The organism is Micromonospora terminaliae (genome assembly GCF_009671205.1).
GTDB classification, from domain to species: Bacteria; Actinomycetota; Actinomycetes; order Mycobacteriales; family Micromonosporaceae; genus Micromonospora; species Micromonospora terminaliae.
Map to the genome: position 1 here is coordinate 3,912,438 of NZ_CP045309.1, position 16,302 is coordinate 3,928,739.

Sequence of the window (16,302 nt, forward strand, 5' to 3'; positions counted from 1 at the left end):
CTCACCGGAGGTGGTGCTGGGGGGACGCGAGGATCGTCCGCGCGACCGCGGCGATGGCCCCGTTGAAGGTGGCGTCGACCTTGGCGCCGGCCGACACCCCGGCGACGCCGAGCACGAGGGCCTTCTCCTTGGCGCTCAGCTTCTGGTGCACGAGCCGCTGGGCCAGCGCGTCCACGTACGCCCCGGCGGTCGCCGGCGGCTTCGCCACCAGCTTCTCCGGACGGAGGTAGGTGAACTGCTTGCGGTAACCGGCCACCAGGTCGCCGGCCTCGTTCCAGCCGTCGACCATGGTGCCGGCCGAGGTCCAGGCCACGTAGACGTCGGCGTAGCCGTCCGGGGTGGGCTTGCCCATCGGGTACTGGCCCAGCTCACGCAGCTTGTCCTGGATCTGCCGCAGCCCCTGGGCGAACGGGGTGCGCCGCTTGTCGCCCTCGAATCCCGCGGACGCCTCCGGGCCCACGCCGAGGGAGCGGTAGGTGGCGACCAGGTACTCCATGGGGCGGCGGACCTTCTGGCCGACCGAGGCCCAGAACTCCGAGGAGCTGAACAGCGTGGCCAGCACCGGCCGGATCTGGCCCTTGTTCGTCGTGTACGACTTGGCCAGCCGGTCCACGAGCGACTTCGGCGGGGTGTCGGAGACGAACCGGGTGGCGAGGCTGCTCGCCACGTACCGCGCGGTCGACGGGTGCAGCGCGATGTAGGTGATGTACTGGTCGATCACCTTGTCGGCGGCCTTCGGGTCGGCCGAGTTGTTGGCGTGGCTGAACCCGAGGATCTTCACCTTGCCGACGTAGTGCCGCTCCGGGAAGAACCGGTACTTCCCGTCGGCCACACCCCGCCCGGTCTGCAGCATGGCGGCCTGGCGGACGTCCTTCTCGGTGTAGCCGCCGTCCACCCCGACCGAGTAGAGCTCCAGGTTCTCCCGGGCCAGGTTCTCGTTGACCGCGTCCTTGCGGGAGTCGGTCTGGTTCAGGTAGATGAGCAGGGCCGGGTGCTTGTTGGCGGCCACCAGCATGTCCGGGTAGCTGCCCAGCGCGTGCTTGCGGATGACGTCCTGGTCGAACGAGTTCCGGTAGATCTCGCCGCCGTCGAAGTCGGCCGCCACGTGCAGGAAGTCGTTCCAGAAGTCGACCATCACCTCGAAGAGCTGGCGGTCCGACCAGATCTGCCGGGCGATGGTGGCGTCCACGGTCTCCCGCTCCGGCTGGGCGCCCCGCTCGTTGAGCTGGTCCCGCTGGTCGCGCAGCTGGGTGGGGCTCAGCTTGAGGGTGGGCAGCTCGGCCAGCTTCAGCTCGGCCTTCGTCGGGGCGATCTTCTCCGGCTGGAGCTGCTGGCGCAGCCAGTCGTCGATGCCGAGCCGCTTGATGTCGGCGAGCACCTTCGGCGTCGGCCCGAAGGTGGTCCGGCTGGCGAGGTGGCGGATCGGGTCCTTGGCGAGCACCGTCTTGACGGTCACCTGGGTGGCCGCCGCGGCCGCCGCCGGGCCGGCGAAGAGCCGGCCACCGGCCGGGGCGTTGCGCTTGAGCGCCAGACCCGCACGGGAGCCCATGTAGCTCTCGTTCTGCTCGGTGTAGGTGCGCACCGTGCTGGGCTGCTGGCCGCTCGGGCGGGCCGCGGTGCCGTCGGTGACGACCGTGCCGGTCGCGTCGCCGGCCGCGGGGTCGTCGGAGAAGAGGCCCCGGATCTGCGGGGACAGGCCCAGGGCGGCACCACCGGCGACCACCGCGGCGCCGCCGAGCGCCACGAGGGCCCGGCGCCGGCCGCGGCGCGGCTCGCCGTCGTGGTCGTCGTCGTCCAGGTTGGGCAGTCCGGGGCCGGGCGGCGGGGCGTACCCGCCGGACGGCTGGGGGTAGCCGCCGGCGAAGCCGTCGGGCCCGACCCACTGCGGGCCGGAGGCCGGAGGCGCCGGGGCGGCGTAGCCGCCGGGACCGGTGTACGGCATGGCGTTGTCGCGGTACCCGTCCGGATGGGGGTGCTGGAATCCGTCCCAGCCGCGGTCGTCCCGGGGTCGACGCGGTGGCACGTTCAGGTCGGCCATGTAGCTGTCCCGTTTTCTTCGAGCGCCGGCACGCCTGCCACCCAGGGGGTGGGCGGAGGGGCGGCGACGGTTGCCGGAGGAGTTGCTACGGGAAAGTAGCCACGCGCTCCCGGGCGCTCAAGGCACGCCGGCGGCACCCCTGAGGGCACTTAAGACGGTGCTCAGGCCCGCGGCCCGGCGGGCGGCGCGGGCAGCCCGGACCGGCGGCCCCCGGAGCTGGGCCGACCCGGGCGGTCCCCGCCCCCGCGTAACGTTTTGGCCGGTCGCGGCGCTATTCGCGGCGTTCAACCCCTCAGGGAAACTTAAGGCACGGATAAGCCCGTGCTGAGGTCACCGACCGCCGCGTCCGAGCCTGTCCCACTCGCGGAAACCAGCAGCAGCGGGGCGCGTGACCCGCCCCCGATCCGGGTATGCCGCCGAACCGCTGAAGCCGTGAGGGGAAGGCACCGCCATGCTCAGCAAAGAGGATCAGCGCAGGTTCGAACAGATCACCCGCCAGCTGCGGGAAAGTGACCCGCAGTTCTTCGCCCGGCTCGACCACCGGGCCCGGGGCCGCCGAGGCCGGTACCTGATGCTGCTGACGATCGTGCTGTGGGCCTCGCTGCCGGCGATGACCGTACTTGCCGGGCGAATGGCCGGCGCGATCTGCGCCGTGGTGCTGATCGCCAATGCCGGCCTCATGTGGCGGTTCCGCCGGCGCTGGCTATGACCGCGGCGCCGGTCAGCGCGGGTCGTCCGGCCCCGCCGCCTCGCGACCGAACTCCCGGTACGCCCGGCGGAGCCGTTCGACGAGGCCCGGGCCGCCGATCGCGGCCCCGGGCGGGCCGAGCTGGCGCAGCAGCAGCTCCGGTCCGGTGGCGAGGGTGGGCGGCCGGTCCGGCAACGCGACCGGGGACACCCAGAACCGGTCGATCTCATCGTCCGCCGGGACCGCCGGCAGCCCCGCCAGGACCCGTCCCGCGCCGGCCACGGGCCGCGCCGCCGGCCCCGCGTCCGCCGGCGCGACCGGCCCGTCCAGGGCCGCCGCCGGGCCGGCCGGCGCGCCGCCGGGTGCGGCGCCACGCAGGGTACGCAGCCGGTCCAGCAGCTCGCCCCGGGCCCGCCCGCGCCAGTGCAGGAGCTGGAACGGGTCGGCGTCGAACGCCTCCGCGAGCAGATAGAAGGTGGCCGCGAGGTGCTTGCACGGCACCGCGAAGTCGGGGCAGCCGCAGTGCTGGTCCAGCTCGCCGACGGCCGCCGGGAACAGCGGCGCGCCCGCGGTGGCGAACAGCTCCTCCAGCTCGTCCGGGAGGTCACCGGCGAGCAGGCGGGCGCTGAAGAACGCCTGCCCGGCCAGCTCCGCCTCGATCCGCTCCCACACCTCGTCGGGGTACGCGGCCAGCCCGATCCGCACCGGGTAGGGATCCGGCCGGGAGCCCTGCACGGTGGCGGTGACCAGCCCGGGGGCCACGTCGAGCCGGAGCACCTGGCCCCGGCGCGCGTACGCCCGGCCCCGGGTGAGCCGGGTGCCGAGGGCGAACGACTCCAGCACCTCCAGGAAGCGGCGGGACCACCAGGAGCGCCCGATCGCGCCCCGGGTGCTGCGCGCCTTCAGCCCGCCCTCGACCCGCCGGGGCGGCCCGAACTCGGCGAAGCGCGGCCCTCCGTCCGGTGTGGTCACTCGACCACCGCCCCGGACTCCAGCGCGAACAGCTCGCGCAGCGTGTCGGTGGACAGCTCGGTGACCCACTGCTCGCCGCTGCCCACCACCCGCTGGGCGAGGCTCCGCTTGTCGGCGATCATCGCGGCCACCTTCTCCTCGACCGTGCCGGCGCAGACGAACTTGCGGACCTGCACCCGGCGGCGCTGGCCGATGCGGAACGCGCGGTCGGTGGCCTGGTCCTCGACGGCCGGGTTCCACCAGCGGTCCACGTGCACCACGTGGTTCGCCGCGGTCAGGGTGAGCCCGGTGCCGCCGGCCTTGAGCGAGAGGACGAACAGCGGCGGACCCGCCGGGGACTGGAAGCGGGTCACCATGGCGTCCCGTTCGGCCTTGCCCACCCCGCCGTGCAGGAGCAGCACCTCCCGGCCCGTACGCGCCGACAGGTGGCCGCGCAGCATCCCGCCGAACTCGGCGTACTGGGTGAAGAGCAGGGCCTTCTCCCCCGCCGCCAGCACCTCGTCGACGATCTCCTCCAGGCGTTCCAGCTTGCCGGAGCGGCCCGGCAGGGCGGAGCCGTCGTGCAGCAGCTGGGCGGGGTGGTTGCAGACCTGCTTGAGCCGGGTCATGGTGGCCAGCACCAGCCCGCGGCGCTCGATCCCGTCGCTGGACTCGATCTTCGCCATCATGTCGTCGACCACCGCCCGGTAGAGCGCCGCCTGCTCCGCGGTGAGGTTGCAGAGCACCTCCATCTCCAGCTTCTCCGGCAGGTCGGTGATGATCGTGGGATCGGTCTTGAGCCGGCGCAGCACGAACGGCCCGGTGATCCGGCGCAGCCGCTCGGCCACCTCGGCGTCGCCGTGCCGCTCGATCGGCTCGGCGAACTTCTTCCGAAAGCCGGCGGCCGGGCCGAGCAGTCCCGGGTTGGCGAACTGCATGATCGACCAGAGGTCGGCGAGGCGGTTCTCCACCGGCGTGCCGGTGACCGCGACCCGGTGCCGGGCGGGCAGCGACCGCACCGCCTCGGCCTGCCGGGTGGAGGCGTTCTTGATCGCCTGCGCCTCGTCCACCACCACCCGGTGCCAGTCGATCCCGGCCAGCTCGTACGCGTCCCGCGCGGCCACCGAGTAGGTGGTCAGCACCAGATCCGCGGCGTGCACGGCGGTGGCGAACGCCGCACCCCGGGCCCGCTCGGCGCCGTGGTGCACGTGGACCCGCAGGTCCGGGGCGAACTTCGCGGCCTCCCGCTGCCAGTTGCCGACCAGCGACATCGGACAGACCAGCAGCGTGGGCCCGGCGGCCGGCGGGTCACCGGCGAGCAGCGCGAGCAGCTGCACGGTCTTGCCCAGCCCCATGTCGTCGGCGAGGATCCCGCCCAGCCCGAGGGACTGGAGGAAGGCCAGCCAGGCCAGCCCGCGCCGCTGGTACGGCCGCAGCGTCCCGGTGAACCCGGGCGGCGGGTCGGCCGGGGTGAGCCGCCGCTCCGCCTCGCCGGCCAGCAGCTCGCCCAGCGCGCCGTCGGCGACCACCTCCAGCACCGGCAGCTCGCCGGGGCGGCCGGACCCGTCCAGCCCCATCCGCAGCAGGTCGGCCACGGTCAGCTCGCCGGAGGAGCGGAGCAGCCGCAGCCCGGCCTCGAGCCGCTGCGGGTCCAGCTCGACCCAGCGCCCCCGCAGCCGCACCAGCGGCGACTTCAGATCGGCCAGCGAGGCCAGCTCCTCGGCGGTCAGCGGCTGGTCGCCGAGCGCCACCTCCCAGCGGTAGTCGACCAGGGCGTCCAGCCCGAGCCCGCCGGCGGCGACGGCCACCGTGCCGGGCGCGGTGCGGCCGCGCGCCCGCAGCCGGGCGCCGAGGCGGGACGAGGAGCGCCGCCACCACGAGGGCAGCAGCACCCCGAAGCCGGCCGCGTGCAGCACCGGGGCGCCCTCCCGGAGGAACCGGTGCGCGCCGTCGGCGTCCAGCTCCATCCCCTCCGGCGCGGCCGTGCGCAGCGCGGCGTCCAGCTCCGGCCAGAGCCGGCTGGCCCGGCCCAGCTCGGCCAGCAGGGTCTCCTGCGGATCGACGCCGCGGGCGGCGAGTGCGGGCGCGGGCCGCTGCCAGATGTGCGCGGCGTCGACCACCAGCCCCGGCTCGTCGGTCGGGTGCAGGCCGAACTCGACCCGCCAGGCGCCGCCCTCGACCAGCTCGGCCACCGGGTCGACGGCCGGCTCGACCAGCCGGAACGCGGCCCGGACCGGCCCGCCCGCGGCGTCGCGCTGCCAGGCGTCCAGCTCGGCCCGGAGGGTGTCCAGGGCGGCCGGCTCGGCGGCGAAGCCGCGCTCCGGGCCGGTGAGCGCGGCCAGCCAGGCCGGCACCGGCCCGTTCGGGCGCATGCCCCGGGGCAGCCGGGTGTCGGCGAGCGCGGCCCGGGCGGCGGCGTCGACCAGCGCGTCCAGCGCCTCGGCCACCAGCTCCCCCGGCTCGGCGCCGCCCACGGTCACGCTGCCCGGCTCCACGCCGTCCTCGTGCCACTCGCGGGCGGCGCGGACGGCCGGGGGCAGCGCGAGCGCCAGTGAGCGGGCCCAGGCCGCGTCCGTGCCGGTGAGCAGCGGACGCCAGACGGCCCGTGCGGTGGCCACGTCCGAGTCGTCCACCACGCGCAGGCGACGTCGGTCGCCGCCCTGACGAAGGGCCGCCGGAACCGTGGAGAGGGAGGTCGGGTCGGGGTCGGCGAGCCCGGGCAGGAGCCGGCCGCGGGTGACCAGGTCGGCGGCGAAGTCGGCCAGCTCGGCCAGGTGGCGCAGGCTCGCCCCGGCCACCGCCTCCCCCGGGTCGAGCGCCCGGAGCACGGCGAAGGCGGCGTCCGGCGCGTACACCAGGGCGGGGACCCGCCACCCGGCGCGGGTGGCCCGGCCGCGGGCCGGTTCCCCGACGGCGGTCCGGACCAGCTCGGGTGAGTCCAGCGGTGAGCCGGCCCGGGTGGGCAGGTCGAGCAGGACGGCGGCCGGGGCGCCCGGCGGACCGTCGAGCGCGGTCGCCAGGGCGGCGTGGCCGGCGGCGAAGGGGTGTGGCCGCTCGCGCGGCGCGCGGCCGGGCCGGCGGGGCGCGTCGGCCGGCAGCCAGCTGTCCTCGGCCCAGACGGCGAGCCCGCGGCCGGACAGCCACAGCCCGTGGATGACCAGCACGCACTCCCCCTCGACGACGCCCGGGGCCAGGATAGGCGGCCGGCGCGGACTACTGTCGGCGCCATGGTCGATCTGCTCGTGATCGGCGGGTTGGGCGTGGACATCCGCGCCCGGGTGCCCGCCCTGCCGCTGCCGGCCGCCGACTCGCTGGCGGTGCCCCCGATCGAGTTGCGGATCGGCAACACCGGCGCCGGGGTGGCGCTGGCCGCGCACGCCCTCGGTCTCCGGGTGGCGCTGGCCGACGTGCTGGGCGCCGACCCGGCCGGTGACGTGGTCCGGGCGGCGCTGGCCCGCACCTCGGTACGCGCCGTGCTGGCCGACGCGCCGGCCGGCACCCGCCGCTCGGTGAACATGGTCGACCCGGCCGGCCGGCGGATGTCCCTCTACGACCCGCGCCCCTGGTCGGGCGCCGCGCCGTTCGCCGAGGCGGACCTGGCCGGGCTGGTGCGCGAGGCCGCGCACGTGCACGTGTCGATCATGGACTGGGCCCGGGACGCGCTGCCGGCCCTGCGGGCGGCGGCCCTCGACACCGGGGTGTCGCTCTCCACCGACCTGCACGACTGGGACGGCGAGAACGACTACCACCGGCCCTTCGCCGAGGCGGCCGACCTGGTCTTCGTCAGCGACGTCCGGTTGGGTGACCGGGCCGGGAAGGTGGCGGCCGCGCTGGCGCCACGGACGGTGCTGGTCACCGGCGGGGCGGCGGGCGCCACCCTGCACGGCCCGGATACCCCGCCGGTCCACGTGCCCGCGATTACGCCGCCGGGAGCCGTGGTCGACACCAACGGCGCGGGCGACGCGTTCGCCGCCGGCCTGATCGCGGCCCGGCTGCGCGGCGCCACCCCGCTCGACGCGGCCCGGTACGCCGCCCGGGTGGCCGCGGCGGCCTGCACCCACGACGGCATGGAGTATCCGGCCGGCCTGCTGCCCCGGGACTGAGCCGGGCTCAGATCGCCCCGGTCTCGCCGTCGGTCAGCTCGCGCAGGATGTCGGCGTGCCCGGCGTGCCGGGCGGTCTCCTCGATGAGGTGCACGAGCACCCAGCGCAGCGACACCTCGCCGAGCTGCGGGTGCGGCACCACGTGGTCGAGGTCGAACCGGGCGGCCACGGCGCGGGACCGGGCGCAGGCGGCCCGGTAGACCTCGGCCAGCCCCTCGACGGTCTCGCCGGGCTCGAGGGTGAAGCTGGCCTCGGCGTCGGCCTCGCTGGTCAGGTAGACGTCGCCCGGCTCGGGGGCGAACAGGCACGGCAGCCAGTTCCGCTCCACCAGGGCGAGGTGTCGGAGCAGCCCGGCGAGGGTGGTCCGGGTGGGCACGAGGCGCCGGGTGGCCTCGGCGTCGGAGAGGCCGCGTGTCTTGCGCAGGATCGTGGCCCGGTGGAAGTCGAGGAACGATTCGAGGATGGCCCGTTCGCCGCCCGTGCGGGCGAGGATCGGACCGAGGGTGGGGTCGATCGCCGGTTCCGCCATCCCCGGACCCTAGTCGCCGGGACCGCCGTCCCGCTGCCCCCGCATCCCGCTGCGCGGCGGCGATCCCCGGGGCAGGATGGGCGCATGGCATCCACGGTGCAGATCCCTCTGGTGGGCGGCACGGCCGACGGCGAGACCGTCACCGTCGAGCTGGACAGCCACGGCCGCCCTCCGCTGACCCACCACCACCTCGGGCCGGAGGGGCTCGCCCACGCCCAGATCTACGAGCTGCAGACGGACGACCAGCAGGAGGGCACCTGGGTCTACACCTGGCGGGGTCCGGCGGCCTGACGCCGCTCAGGCCGTGGCCCTGGCCAGCGTCCGCGAGCGGAGGCTCTCCAGCACGCCGCGGGTGACCTGGGACGTGCCGTGGGCCTGCTCGCACACGGCGGCCACCCGCCGGGCGGTCTCGTCGGCTCGCGCGTCGCGCTCGTCCCACAACCGGTCCACCTCGGCCAGCAGCGGGCCCTCCACCTCGCGCTCCACGCCGCGCAGCGCCGGCACCCCGAGCCGCTGGGCCAGGTCGAAGACCTTTCCCGCGTACGGCAGGGGCAGGAACGGCGTGCCCATCATGGCTGCGAAGATCAGGAAGTGCAGCCGCATGCCGACCGCGAGGTCGAAGTGCTTCATGAGGCCGAGCACCTGCCGGGGCGAGTAGTCGTTGTGCAGGATCCGGCCCCGCTCGGCGGCGACCATGTGCGACATCACGCCGTGCGAGTGCCGGATGTCGTCGCGTTCCATGGGCACGAAGAGCACGTACGCGTCGATCCGGTGCACCAGGAAGTCGCTGATCTGGGCGAGCAGCCGGTGGTAGCCGTCGACGTCGAGCCGCTCGGCGGCCCGGCCCGGTTCGCGGACGCTCAGCCCGACCAGCTGCTTGCCGGCCGGTACGCCCTCCTCGCGCAGCCAGCTCTCCGGAAAGTCCTCGGGCGTGAGCAGGAACGCCGGGTCGGCGGTGACGGTGATCGGGTTCAGCAGCCCTGCCTCCTCCAGCACCATCCGGGACTCCTGGTCCCGCACGGTCAACTCGGTGGCCTTGCCCAGCGTCTCCCGCACCATCCCGGTGTCCACCCCCTCGCTGAGCGGGCCGACCCCGACCGCGTACGTGAGCAGCGGCAGGCCGCGTTCCTGGGCGACCCGGACCACCCGCAGGTAGCGCCGGGCCTCCTTGTCGTAGAGGATGCCGCCGCCGCCGAGGACGAGCAGGTCGAGCTGGGCCAGGACGGCCGACGAGTCGACCCGGCTGACGCCCTCCCAGGGCACCGCCTCCACGTCCGGGTGGGCCAGCGCGGTGTGCGCCGGGTTACGGGAGAAGACGATGATCCGGGCGTTCGGCTCCTGCTGACGCAGGTCGGCCAGGAGGCCCGTGAGGATCGCCTCGTCACCGAGGTTGCGACCGCCGTACGAGCCGAGCACACCGATGGTCAGTCCGGCGCCATCCGTCATCGTCGCTCCTCCCCAGGTGCGTCCCGGACCGCGTTCCCGCTGGTCGCCGGGACATACCTGGGCGCGGGACAGGTCAGGCGACGGCGACCAGACGGGAGACCAGGGCGGACACCACCTGATCGACGTCGAACCCGGCGTCGATCGAGGTGGTGAGCTGGTCGAGCAGGAGACCGTCGACCGCGTAGTGCAGCAGGGCGATCTCGAAGGCGCCGCCGGGCAGCCCGGCGGCGACGTGGAAGGCGACGTCGTCGGCGTACCCCCGGCGCAGCACGTCGCCCAGCGCGGCCCGCAGCTCGGGGCGGCGCGAGGCCTCCAGCCGCAGCTCGAACAGGGCGCGGGTGAGGTCGGGCTCGCGGGTGGTGCGCTCGACGATGTAGCGCAGGTAGTCGGTGACCAGCGCGAGTGAGGGCTCGCGCCGGCCGAGGTCGGCCAGCACCGCGGGGTCGGGCGCCATCCGGTCGAAGATCCGTTCGGCCAGCGCGGCAAGCAGCGCGGCCCGGGACGGGAAGTAGTTGGAAGCGGTGCCGGTGGGCACGCCCGCCTCGGCGTCCACCGCGCGGTGGGTCAGGCCGCGCGCGCCGGCGGCGGCCAGCACGCGCAACCCGGCGTCGGCGAGCAGGGTACGGCGTTCCGGATTTCGGACCATGCCAGCACCCTAGCAAAAACCACGACAGGTGTTGTACATTCTCTCTCGACCACGACAGCCGTTGTGGTTGAGGCCGGACATCGGAGTCGGTTTGCGCAAGCTCGTGTACTACGTCGCCAGCACCCTCGACGGCTTCATCGCCGCCCCCGACGGGTCCTACGACCACCTCCCGCTGGAGCCCGACGTGGCGGCCCACCTGACCGCCGAGTGGCCCCAGACCTTCCCCACGTTCACCCACGCCCACTTCGACATCGCCTCGCCGCCGGCCGGCCGCTTCGACGCCCTGCTCATGGGCCGGGCCACCTACGACCCGGCGCTCAAGATCGGCGTGACCAGTCCCTACGCGCACCTCAAGCAGTACGTCTTCAGCCGCTCGCTGCCCCCGTCGGACGACCCGCAGGTCGAGATCGTCGCCGGCGACCCGGTGGCCTTCGTCCGCGAGCTGAAGGCCCAGCCCGGCGGCGACATCTGGCTCTGCGGCGGCGGGCAGCTCGCCGGCCAGCTCCTCGACGAGGTCGACGAGCTGGTGGTGAAGCTCAACCCGGTGGTGGCCGGCAGCGGCATCCCGCTGGCCGACCGGAGCTTCACGCCCACCCGGTTCACCCTGGTCGGCACCCGGTCGTTCGACAGCGGCGTGGTGGTGCTCCGCTACACCGCCGGGGCGCGGTAATCGGGTTGCCCGCGGCCGGACGGGTCGCGCACGGTGGGTCGGTGACCAGCCTGACGAAGAGCCGGATCCGCTGGACGGACCTGCCCGGGCCCGTCCGCGCCGCGGTCGAGGAGATCCTCGGCGACCGGGTGGTCGCCGCCGAGTCACAGCACGGTGGCTTCTCCCCCGGCACCGCCGACCGGGTCCGCACCGCCGGTGGGCGGCGGGCCTTCGTCAAGGCGGTCAGCCCGGCGCAGAACGACCGCAGCCCCACGCTGCACCGGGCGGAGGCGCGGATCGCCGCCGCGCTGCCGCCGGCCGCGCCGGCGCCCCGGCTGCTCGGCAGCCACGACGACGGCGACTGGATCGCGCTGGTCTTCAGCGACGTCGAGGGCCGCCACCCGGTCACGCCGTGGGAGGCCGGCGAGCTGGCCGCCGTGCTGTCCACCCTGGAGGCGATGGCCGGGGTGCTCACGCCGGCGCCCGCCGCGGTCGTCACCACCGCGGCCGAGCAACTGGGGTACGACTTCGGCGGCTGGCGGCGGCTCGCCGACGACCCACCGGCCGACCTGGACCCGTGGGCGCGGGCCCGGCTGCCCGAGCTGCGCGCGGCCGCCGACCGGGGGCTGGCCGCGCTGGCCGGCGACACCCTCTGCCACGTCGACATCCGGGCCGACAACCTGCTGATCGGCCCGGACGGCGGCGTCACCGTGGTCGACTGGCCCTGGGCCTGCCGCGGGCCGGCCTGGCTGGACAGCCTGCTGACCCTGATCAACGTGCAGGTGCACGGCGGTCACGACCCGGAGGCGCTGCTGGCCGCCCGGCCGCTCACCGCCGGGGTGGACCACGCCGACGTGACCGGGGTGCTGGCCGGGTTCACCGGGTTCTTCCTGGACGGCGCCCGCCAGCCGCCCCCGCCCGGCATCCCGACGGTCCGGGCGTTCCAGCGGTTGCAGGGCGACGCGCTGCTCCCCTGGCTCGCCCGGCGTATGGGCTGACGACCAGGGCGGATTCAGGCCCGGTCCGGGAGCTTCTCCTGCCGGGTCCAGCTCGTCCAGCCCCGCTCGCGCATCAGGTCGCGCATCAGCCGGGCCCCGGGATGGGACTCGTCGGCGAGCGCGTCGAGCAGGTCGTACGGCAGGTCGTCCCCGGAATCACCCTGGCCGGCGGCCTCGCCGGCGGCGTAGGCCTCCTCGGACAGCTCCGCCATGATGTCGGCGGCCTCCTCCATGAGCCGGTGGGCGGCCCCATCCGTCAGGCGTTCGCCGGCCACGTCGCCGTCCAACAAGGTGGACAGGACCAGATAGAGCCGGACCATCCGCGGGTCATCCAACTGCGCGAACTTCAACGGCATCCACCCGCGCACCTGGTCCGGCCAGCGGGCCGAGATCAGGATCCACCCGTCCCGCTCGGCCTCCACGACGCGCTCGGACACCCCGATCTCCCGGAGCCGGTCAAGATAGGCGAGGACCTCCGGCGGGAGGCCGCCGCTGTTCCCGGCGGCCAGTTGGGCGATCTGCTGACGGCTGGTCTCCAGCCGGCTGATCTCGTCGGACAGGCGGCCGTCGATGCGGTGGATCGCCGCGGCGAAATCCGCCTGGTCCGCCCGCAGCAGCGCGGTGATCTCGGACAGCGGCACCCCGGCGTCCGCCAGGGCGCGGATCTTGAGGAGTGCGACGACGGCGCTCGCGCCGTACCGCCGGTAGCCGGAGGCGTCGCGCTCCGGCTCCGGCAGCAGACCGATCTGGTGGTAGTGCCGCACCGCCCGCACGGTGACACCGGCGTACGACGCCAGTTGCCCGATCGTCAGCATGCCCCTGATCCTGCCCTGCTCAGGAGGCCGTTCGCCGCTGGCCGCCGCCGGATTGTTCATGCCGCCAGCATGGCGGGTTGACGCTGCGTCAGGGTCAAGCCGCCCGCTTGGCGAAGACCACGACAGCGCGCCACGTCCGCGGGCTGACGGTGAGCACGGGGGCGGCCGGGGCGTGGTCGAATGACCGCCTCAACCATCCGGCGGGTGGCACGCGTTCCTAGGGGGCGAGGGGGTGGGCATGTCGGAGACGTTCCACGAGTTCGTGGTGCAGCGGTCGCCCGCGCTGTCGCGGACGGCGTACCTGCTGACCGGCGACCACCAGCACGCCGAGGACCTGTTGCAGAGCGCACTGGCCCGGACGTACCGGCACTGGCGGCGGATCCACGACGGGGACCCGGAGGCGTACGTGCGCCGGGTCATGTACCACCAGCAGGTCTCGTGGTGGCGCCGGCGGCGGGTGGCGGAACGGCTGGACGCGACGCCGGTCGAGCGGGGCGGCGGCGACCACACCGACGACACCGCGCTGCGGCTCAGCGTGGTGGCCGCGCTGCGCCGGCTCACCGCCCGGCAGCGGGCCGTGCTGGTGCTCCGCTACTACGAGGACCTGACCGAGGCGCAGGTGGCCGAGGTGCTCGGCTGCTCGGTGGGCACGGTGAAGCGGCACGGGCACGACGCCGTGCGCCGGCTCCGCGACCTCGTCCCCGACCTGTGGGAGCCGACGCCGGAGAGGAGCGGGCGATGAGCGTACGGCTGCGGGAGGCGCTGCGGGATGCGGCGGCCGAGGTTCCGGCGTACCCGGTGCACGACCGCGCGGTGCGGACCGCGCGGCGCACCCGCCGGCGGATGGCGGCGGCGGTCGCGGCGGTGCTGGTGCTGGTGGCGCTCGTGCCGCTGTCGGTGCGCGGCGGCGGGCCGGCCACCGTCGCACCGGCCGGTGTGGACGGCCCTGCCCTGCCCGACCGGATCGGGCTGCCGGGGTTCGGGTCGTTGCGCGCCACCGACCGGCCCCGGCTCGGCCCGGCGTCGGTGGTGTTCAGCGGGCAGGCGCGGGGGCTCACCGGGCTGATCGACGAGAACGGCACCGTGGGCATCGTCGGCGCCGACGCCGACCGCTACCGCACCTGGACGGTCGGCCACGAGGCGCCGGCCGGCGAGCAGGTGCTGCTCTCCCCCGACGGGCGGCGGCTCGCCGTGCCCGCCGGGTCGTGGGAGCATCCCCGGATCGACCTGGTCGACCTGGTGGACGGGACGGTCCGTCGGGTGCCGAGCCCGCGAGAGGGCAGCACGCTGACCGAGCCGGCCGGCTGGGCGCCGGACGGGACCGCGCTGGTGGTCCGGGACACCACGCCGGCCAACCCGGAGGGCAGCGCCCACGTCAACACGCTCAGCCTGGTGCGGCTGGACACCGGCCGGGCGGTACGCCTGCTCGAAACCGAGCAGCTGCCGGTCTTCGGCACCCCGGTCGCGTTCACCGCCGACGGGTCCCGGCTGGCCTACCAGGTCGGCGACAAGGTGCTCGTGACCAGCGCCGACGGGCAGTCGATCGCGTCGTTCCCGCTGCCGCCGGAGAGCGGGCTGGCCGGCAAGGGGGCCTGGCTGCCCGACGGGACGCTGGCGCTGGCCGGCCACGAACCGGGCACCGACCGGTGGCGGCTGCGCCGGGTCGACACCAGCGGCACGGACCTGGGCGTCCCGGCGCTGCCCGCCGTCGCGGGCGTCACCACGATCCGGCTGCTCGGCTGGCAGGCCGACGGGACCGCCGTGGTGGTCGGGTACCGGCCCGAGCCGAACTCCCCGGCCTCCTTCACCGGAGCGCTGGAGATGGACCAGCGGACCGCGTACGGGAACGTGCGGACGGTCCGGGTGCTGGGCCTGGCCCCGGGTGCCGCCGCGCCGACGACGCTGCTCACCGCACCGGACCAGGTGCTCGCCATCGACGTGGCGGACGCAGTGGTGCGCGCCGGCCGGGTCCGCGCGGCGGATCCGCCGTCCGGGCCGGGTGGCCGGGTCTGGTGGGCGGCCGGGGCGGCGGCGCTGCTGCTCGGCGGCCTGGTGGCCGCGCGGCTGCTCCGGCGGCGGCGACGGGCGCAGCGGTCACTCGGGGACGCGCACCTCGTGGGTGAGGAAGGGCAGCACGGCCGCGGGCAGGGCGGGTGAGCCGACGATGTCGTAGTGGGTCAGCCCGGGCAGCACGGCCAGCCGGGACGCGGGCCGGCCGGTGCCGTCCCAGCCGGCGTCCCGGTGGCCGCCGCCGAGCAGCCCGTAGAACTCGGCCGCGTGGCGCACGGGAATCGAGTCCGCGTCGGCGAACACCAGCAGCACGGGCATGGGCAGGGCGGCCACCTCCGCGGACCAGTCGTACTCGCGGCGCAGCAGCTCGCCGGTCTTCGCCCAGAGCACCGGCCAGTCCTGCGGGCGGGGCGCGACCCGTTCGTAGCGTTCGTGCGGCGGGGTGCCGCGCATCTGCTCGGCGACCCGCTCGTCCTGGGCGGCCATCGCGGCGAGCACCTCCGGGTACCAGCCCTGCCTTCGGCACGGCGTCGAGACCAGCACGAGGCGGCGGACCAGGGCCGGGTGCTGGATCGCGGCACGCAGGGCCACCCCGCCCCCGAGCGAGTAGCCGAGCAGGTCGGCCGGCGGCAGGCCGAGGTGCCGCAGCAGCGCGGCGACGTCGTCGGCCATCGACTCGTGGCGCAGCGGCCGGTCCACGTCGGCGGTCCGGCCGTGGCCCTGAAGATCGACGGCGACGACCTGCCGGCGCGCGGTGAGGGCGGGCAGGATCGGCGCGAACGTCTCCGTCGAGCCGTACCCGCCGTGCAGCAGGACGAGCGGGCGGCCGGTGCCGTGGATCTCGTACCAGAGCCGCACCCCGTCGACGTCCGCGTAGCTCACGCCGGTTCAACGACGGACGGCCCGGCGGCGGGTCGCCCCACCGCCGGGCCGGTCGGTCCGGCGTTACCCGGCGACGTACCGGTGCAACAGTCCTTCGTCACTGTCGACGGTGCCGTCGCGGCGCAGGCCGGCCTTCTCCAGCACCCGCACCGACGGGATGTTGGCCGGGTCGACGGTGGCGAACACGAGCGTCACCCCGGGCAGGGTGCGGGCGTGGGCCACCAGCGCACGGACCGCCTCGGTGACGTAGCCCCGGCAGCGCCGGGACTCGACGATGCCGTAGCCGAACTCGACCGCGCCGTCGGTGGGCGGCAACTTCAGCCCGATGCCGCCCACGGTGAGGCCGGTCTCCCGCTCGATGATGAGCCGGTGGCCGTGCGGCCGGTCCGGGTTGCCGGCGATGATCCCGGCGATCACCCGCTCGCCGTGGGCGGGGAAGTCCGCCGCCCAGTGCGGGCGGCGCGCACCGGCGACGACGGCGGCGGCCTCCTCGGCCGGCCACGGGCGCAGCACGAGACGGTCGGTGGTCAGGTCAGAAATGAACAAC

Annotated in this window: 15 protein-coding genes and 2 pseudogenes; 7 read left to right on the forward strand and 10 right to left on the reverse strand. The window is 75.3% G+C overall.

Going from position 1 to position 16,302, the window contains the following annotated elements:
• Position 1: 1 nt before the first annotated feature.
• Positions 2 to 2,038: a DUF1800 domain-containing protein gene (locus tag GCE86_RS17695; protein ID WP_154227995.1), complete on the reverse strand. Its 2,037-nt coding sequence runs from the start codon at positions 2,036 to 2,038 to the stop codon at positions 2 to 4.
• Positions 2,039 to 2,489: 451 nt separating this feature from the next.
• Here GCE86_RS17695 and GCE86_RS17700 point away from each other — a divergent pair, with 451 nt between their 5' ends.
• Positions 2,490 to 2,747 (forward strand): DUF3040 domain-containing protein, encoded by a 258-nt coding sequence (locus GCE86_RS17700; protein ID WP_091269107.1) that lies wholly within the window; start codon positions 2,490 to 2,492, stop codon positions 2,745 to 2,747.
• Positions 2,748 to 2,759: 12 nt separating this feature from the next.
• On the opposite strand, the gene GCE86_RS17705 is transcribed toward GCE86_RS17700, so the two are convergent.
• From GCE86_RS17705 to GCE86_RS32610, 3 genes and pseudogenes are all read right to left on the reverse strand, one after another.
• On the reverse strand, positions 2,760 to 3,698 hold the full coding sequence (locus GCE86_RS17705; protein ID WP_244317008.1) for an SWIM zinc finger family protein: 939 nt from the start codon (positions 3,696 to 3,698) through the stop codon (positions 2,760 to 2,762).
• Positions 3,695 to 6,289: pseudogene (locus tag GCE86_RS17710) on the reverse strand (DEAD/DEAH box helicase); the annotation flags it as partial. The gene GCE86_RS17705 and the pseudogene GCE86_RS17710, both read right to left, overlap by 4 nt.
• 99 nt (positions 6,290 to 6,388) lie before the next feature.
• Positions 6,389 to 6,841 (reverse strand): annotated as a pseudogene (locus GCE86_RS32610) (ATP-dependent helicase); the annotation flags it as partial.
• Positions 6,842 to 6,904: 63 nt separating this feature from the next.
• Here GCE86_RS32610 and GCE86_RS17715 point away from each other — a divergent pair.
• Positions 6,905 to 7,780: a carbohydrate kinase family protein gene (locus GCE86_RS17715; RefSeq protein WP_154227997.1), complete on the forward strand. Its 876-nt coding sequence runs from the start codon at positions 6,905 to 6,907 to the stop codon at positions 7,778 to 7,780.
• Between the two features lie 7 nt (positions 7,781 to 7,787).
• Here the strand turns inward: GCE86_RS17715 and GCE86_RS17720 are convergent, their stop codons facing one another.
• Positions 7,788 to 8,309: a DinB family protein gene (locus tag GCE86_RS17720; RefSeq protein WP_154227998.1), complete on the reverse strand. Its 522-nt coding sequence runs from the start codon at positions 8,307 to 8,309 to the stop codon at positions 7,788 to 7,790.
• Positions 8,310 to 8,393: 84 nt separating this feature from the next.
• Here GCE86_RS17720 and GCE86_RS17725 point away from each other — a divergent pair, with 84 nt between their 5' ends.
• Positions 8,394 to 8,600 (forward strand): hypothetical protein, encoded by a 207-nt coding sequence (locus tag GCE86_RS17725; protein ID WP_154227999.1) that lies wholly within the window; start codon positions 8,394 to 8,396, stop codon positions 8,598 to 8,600.
• Between the two features lie 6 nt (positions 8,601 to 8,606).
• On the opposite strand, the gene GCE86_RS17730 is transcribed toward GCE86_RS17725, so the two are convergent.
• Together GCE86_RS17730 and GCE86_RS17735 are read right to left on the reverse strand one after the other, a co-directional pair.
• Complete coding sequence (locus GCE86_RS17730) at positions 8,607 to 9,755, reverse strand: polysaccharide pyruvyl transferase family protein (protein ID WP_154228000.1); 1,149 nt, start codon at positions 9,753 to 9,755, stop codon at positions 8,607 to 8,609.
• Positions 9,756 to 9,828: 73 nt separating this feature from the next.
• Positions 9,829 to 10,401 (reverse strand): TetR/AcrR family transcriptional regulator, encoded by a 573-nt coding sequence (locus tag GCE86_RS17735; protein ID WP_154228001.1) that lies wholly within the window; start codon positions 10,399 to 10,401, stop codon positions 9,829 to 9,831.
• A 91-nt stretch (positions 10,402 to 10,492) separates the two neighbouring features.
• Between GCE86_RS17735 and GCE86_RS17740 the strand changes: the two genes are divergently transcribed.
• The gene (locus GCE86_RS17740; protein WP_154228002.1) at positions 10,493 to 11,071 is read left to right on the forward strand and encodes a dihydrofolate reductase family protein; all 579 of its coding nucleotides are present in this window, start codon (positions 10,493 to 10,495) and stop codon (positions 11,069 to 11,071) included.
• Between the two features lie 41 nt (positions 11,072 to 11,112).
• On the forward strand, positions 11,113 to 12,048 hold the full coding sequence (locus GCE86_RS17745; RefSeq protein WP_208818022.1) for a phosphotransferase family protein: 936 nt from the start codon (positions 11,113 to 11,115) through the stop codon (positions 12,046 to 12,048).
• Positions 12,049 to 12,062: 14 nt separating this feature from the next.
• Here the strand turns inward: GCE86_RS17745 and GCE86_RS17750 are convergent, their stop codons facing one another.
• Positions 12,063 to 12,863, reverse strand: a complete 801-nt coding sequence (locus tag GCE86_RS17750; RefSeq protein ID WP_154228003.1) for a helix-turn-helix domain-containing protein — start codon at positions 12,861 to 12,863, stop codon at positions 12,063 to 12,065.
• 238 nt (positions 12,864 to 13,101) lie between these two features.
• Between GCE86_RS17750 and GCE86_RS17755 the strand changes: the two genes are divergently transcribed.
• Positions 13,102 to 13,605: a SigE family RNA polymerase sigma factor gene (locus tag GCE86_RS17755; protein ID WP_154228004.1), complete on the forward strand. Its 504-nt coding sequence runs from the start codon at positions 13,102 to 13,104 to the stop codon at positions 13,603 to 13,605.
• Entirely contained in the window at positions 13,602 to 15,020 is a 1,419-nt protein-coding gene (locus GCE86_RS17760; protein ID WP_154228005.1) for a beta-propeller domain-containing protein, read from the forward strand. The genes GCE86_RS17755 and GCE86_RS17760 overlap by 4 nt, the downstream gene beginning before the upstream one ends.
• On the opposite strand, the gene GCE86_RS17765 is transcribed toward GCE86_RS17760, so the two are convergent.
• Together GCE86_RS17765 and GCE86_RS17770 are read right to left on the reverse strand one after the other, a co-directional pair.
• The gene (locus tag GCE86_RS17765; protein ID WP_154228006.1) at positions 14,958 to 15,755 is read right to left on the reverse strand and encodes an alpha/beta fold hydrolase; all 798 of its coding nucleotides are present in this window, start codon (positions 15,753 to 15,755) and stop codon (positions 14,958 to 14,960) included. The two genes, GCE86_RS17760 and GCE86_RS17765, sit on opposite strands and share 63 nt — an antisense overlap.
• A 63-nt stretch (positions 15,756 to 15,818) precedes the next feature.
• A complete protein-coding gene (locus GCE86_RS17770) occupies positions 15,819 to 16,301 on the reverse strand; it encodes a GNAT family N-acetyltransferase (protein ID WP_204342532.1) in 483 nt (160 codons plus the stop codon).
• Position 16,302: the final 1 nt, after the last annotated feature.

Coding starts and splice junctions, on each gene's coding strand:
- GCE86_RS17715 (WP_154227997.1), top strand. CDS start 6,905: ATGGTCGATCTGCTCGTGATCGGCGGGTTGGGCGTGGACATCCGCGCC.
- GCE86_RS17700 (WP_091269107.1), top strand. CDS start 2,490: ATGCTCAGCAAAGAGGATCAGCGCAGGTTCGAACAGATCACCCGCCAG.
- GCE86_RS17755 (WP_154228004.1), top strand. CDS start 13,102: ATGTCGGAGACGTTCCACGAGTTCGTGGTGCAGCGGTCGCCCGCGCTG.
- GCE86_RS17735 (WP_154228001.1), bottom strand. CDS start 10,401: ATGGTCCGAAATCCGGAACGCCGTACCCTGCTCGCCGACGCCGGGTTG.
- GCE86_RS17730 (WP_154228000.1), bottom strand. CDS start 9,755: ATGACGGATGGCGCCGGACTGACCATCGGTGTGCTCGGCTCGTACGGC.
- GCE86_RS17725 (WP_154227999.1), top strand. CDS start 8,394: ATGGCATCCACGGTGCAGATCCCTCTGGTGGGCGGCACGGCCGACGGC.
- GCE86_RS17750 (WP_154228003.1), bottom strand. CDS start 12,863: ATGCTGACGATCGGGCAACTGGCGTCGTACGCCGGTGTCACCGTGCGG.
- GCE86_RS17695 (WP_154227995.1), bottom strand. CDS start 2,038: ATGGCCGACCTGAACGTGCCACCGCGTCGACCCCGGGACGACCGCGGC.
- GCE86_RS17720 (WP_154227998.1), bottom strand. CDS start 8,309: ATGGCGGAACCGGCGATCGACCCCACCCTCGGTCCGATCCTCGCCCGC.
- GCE86_RS17760 (WP_154228005.1), top strand. CDS start 13,602: ATGAGCGTACGGCTGCGGGAGGCGCTGCGGGATGCGGCGGCCGAGGTT.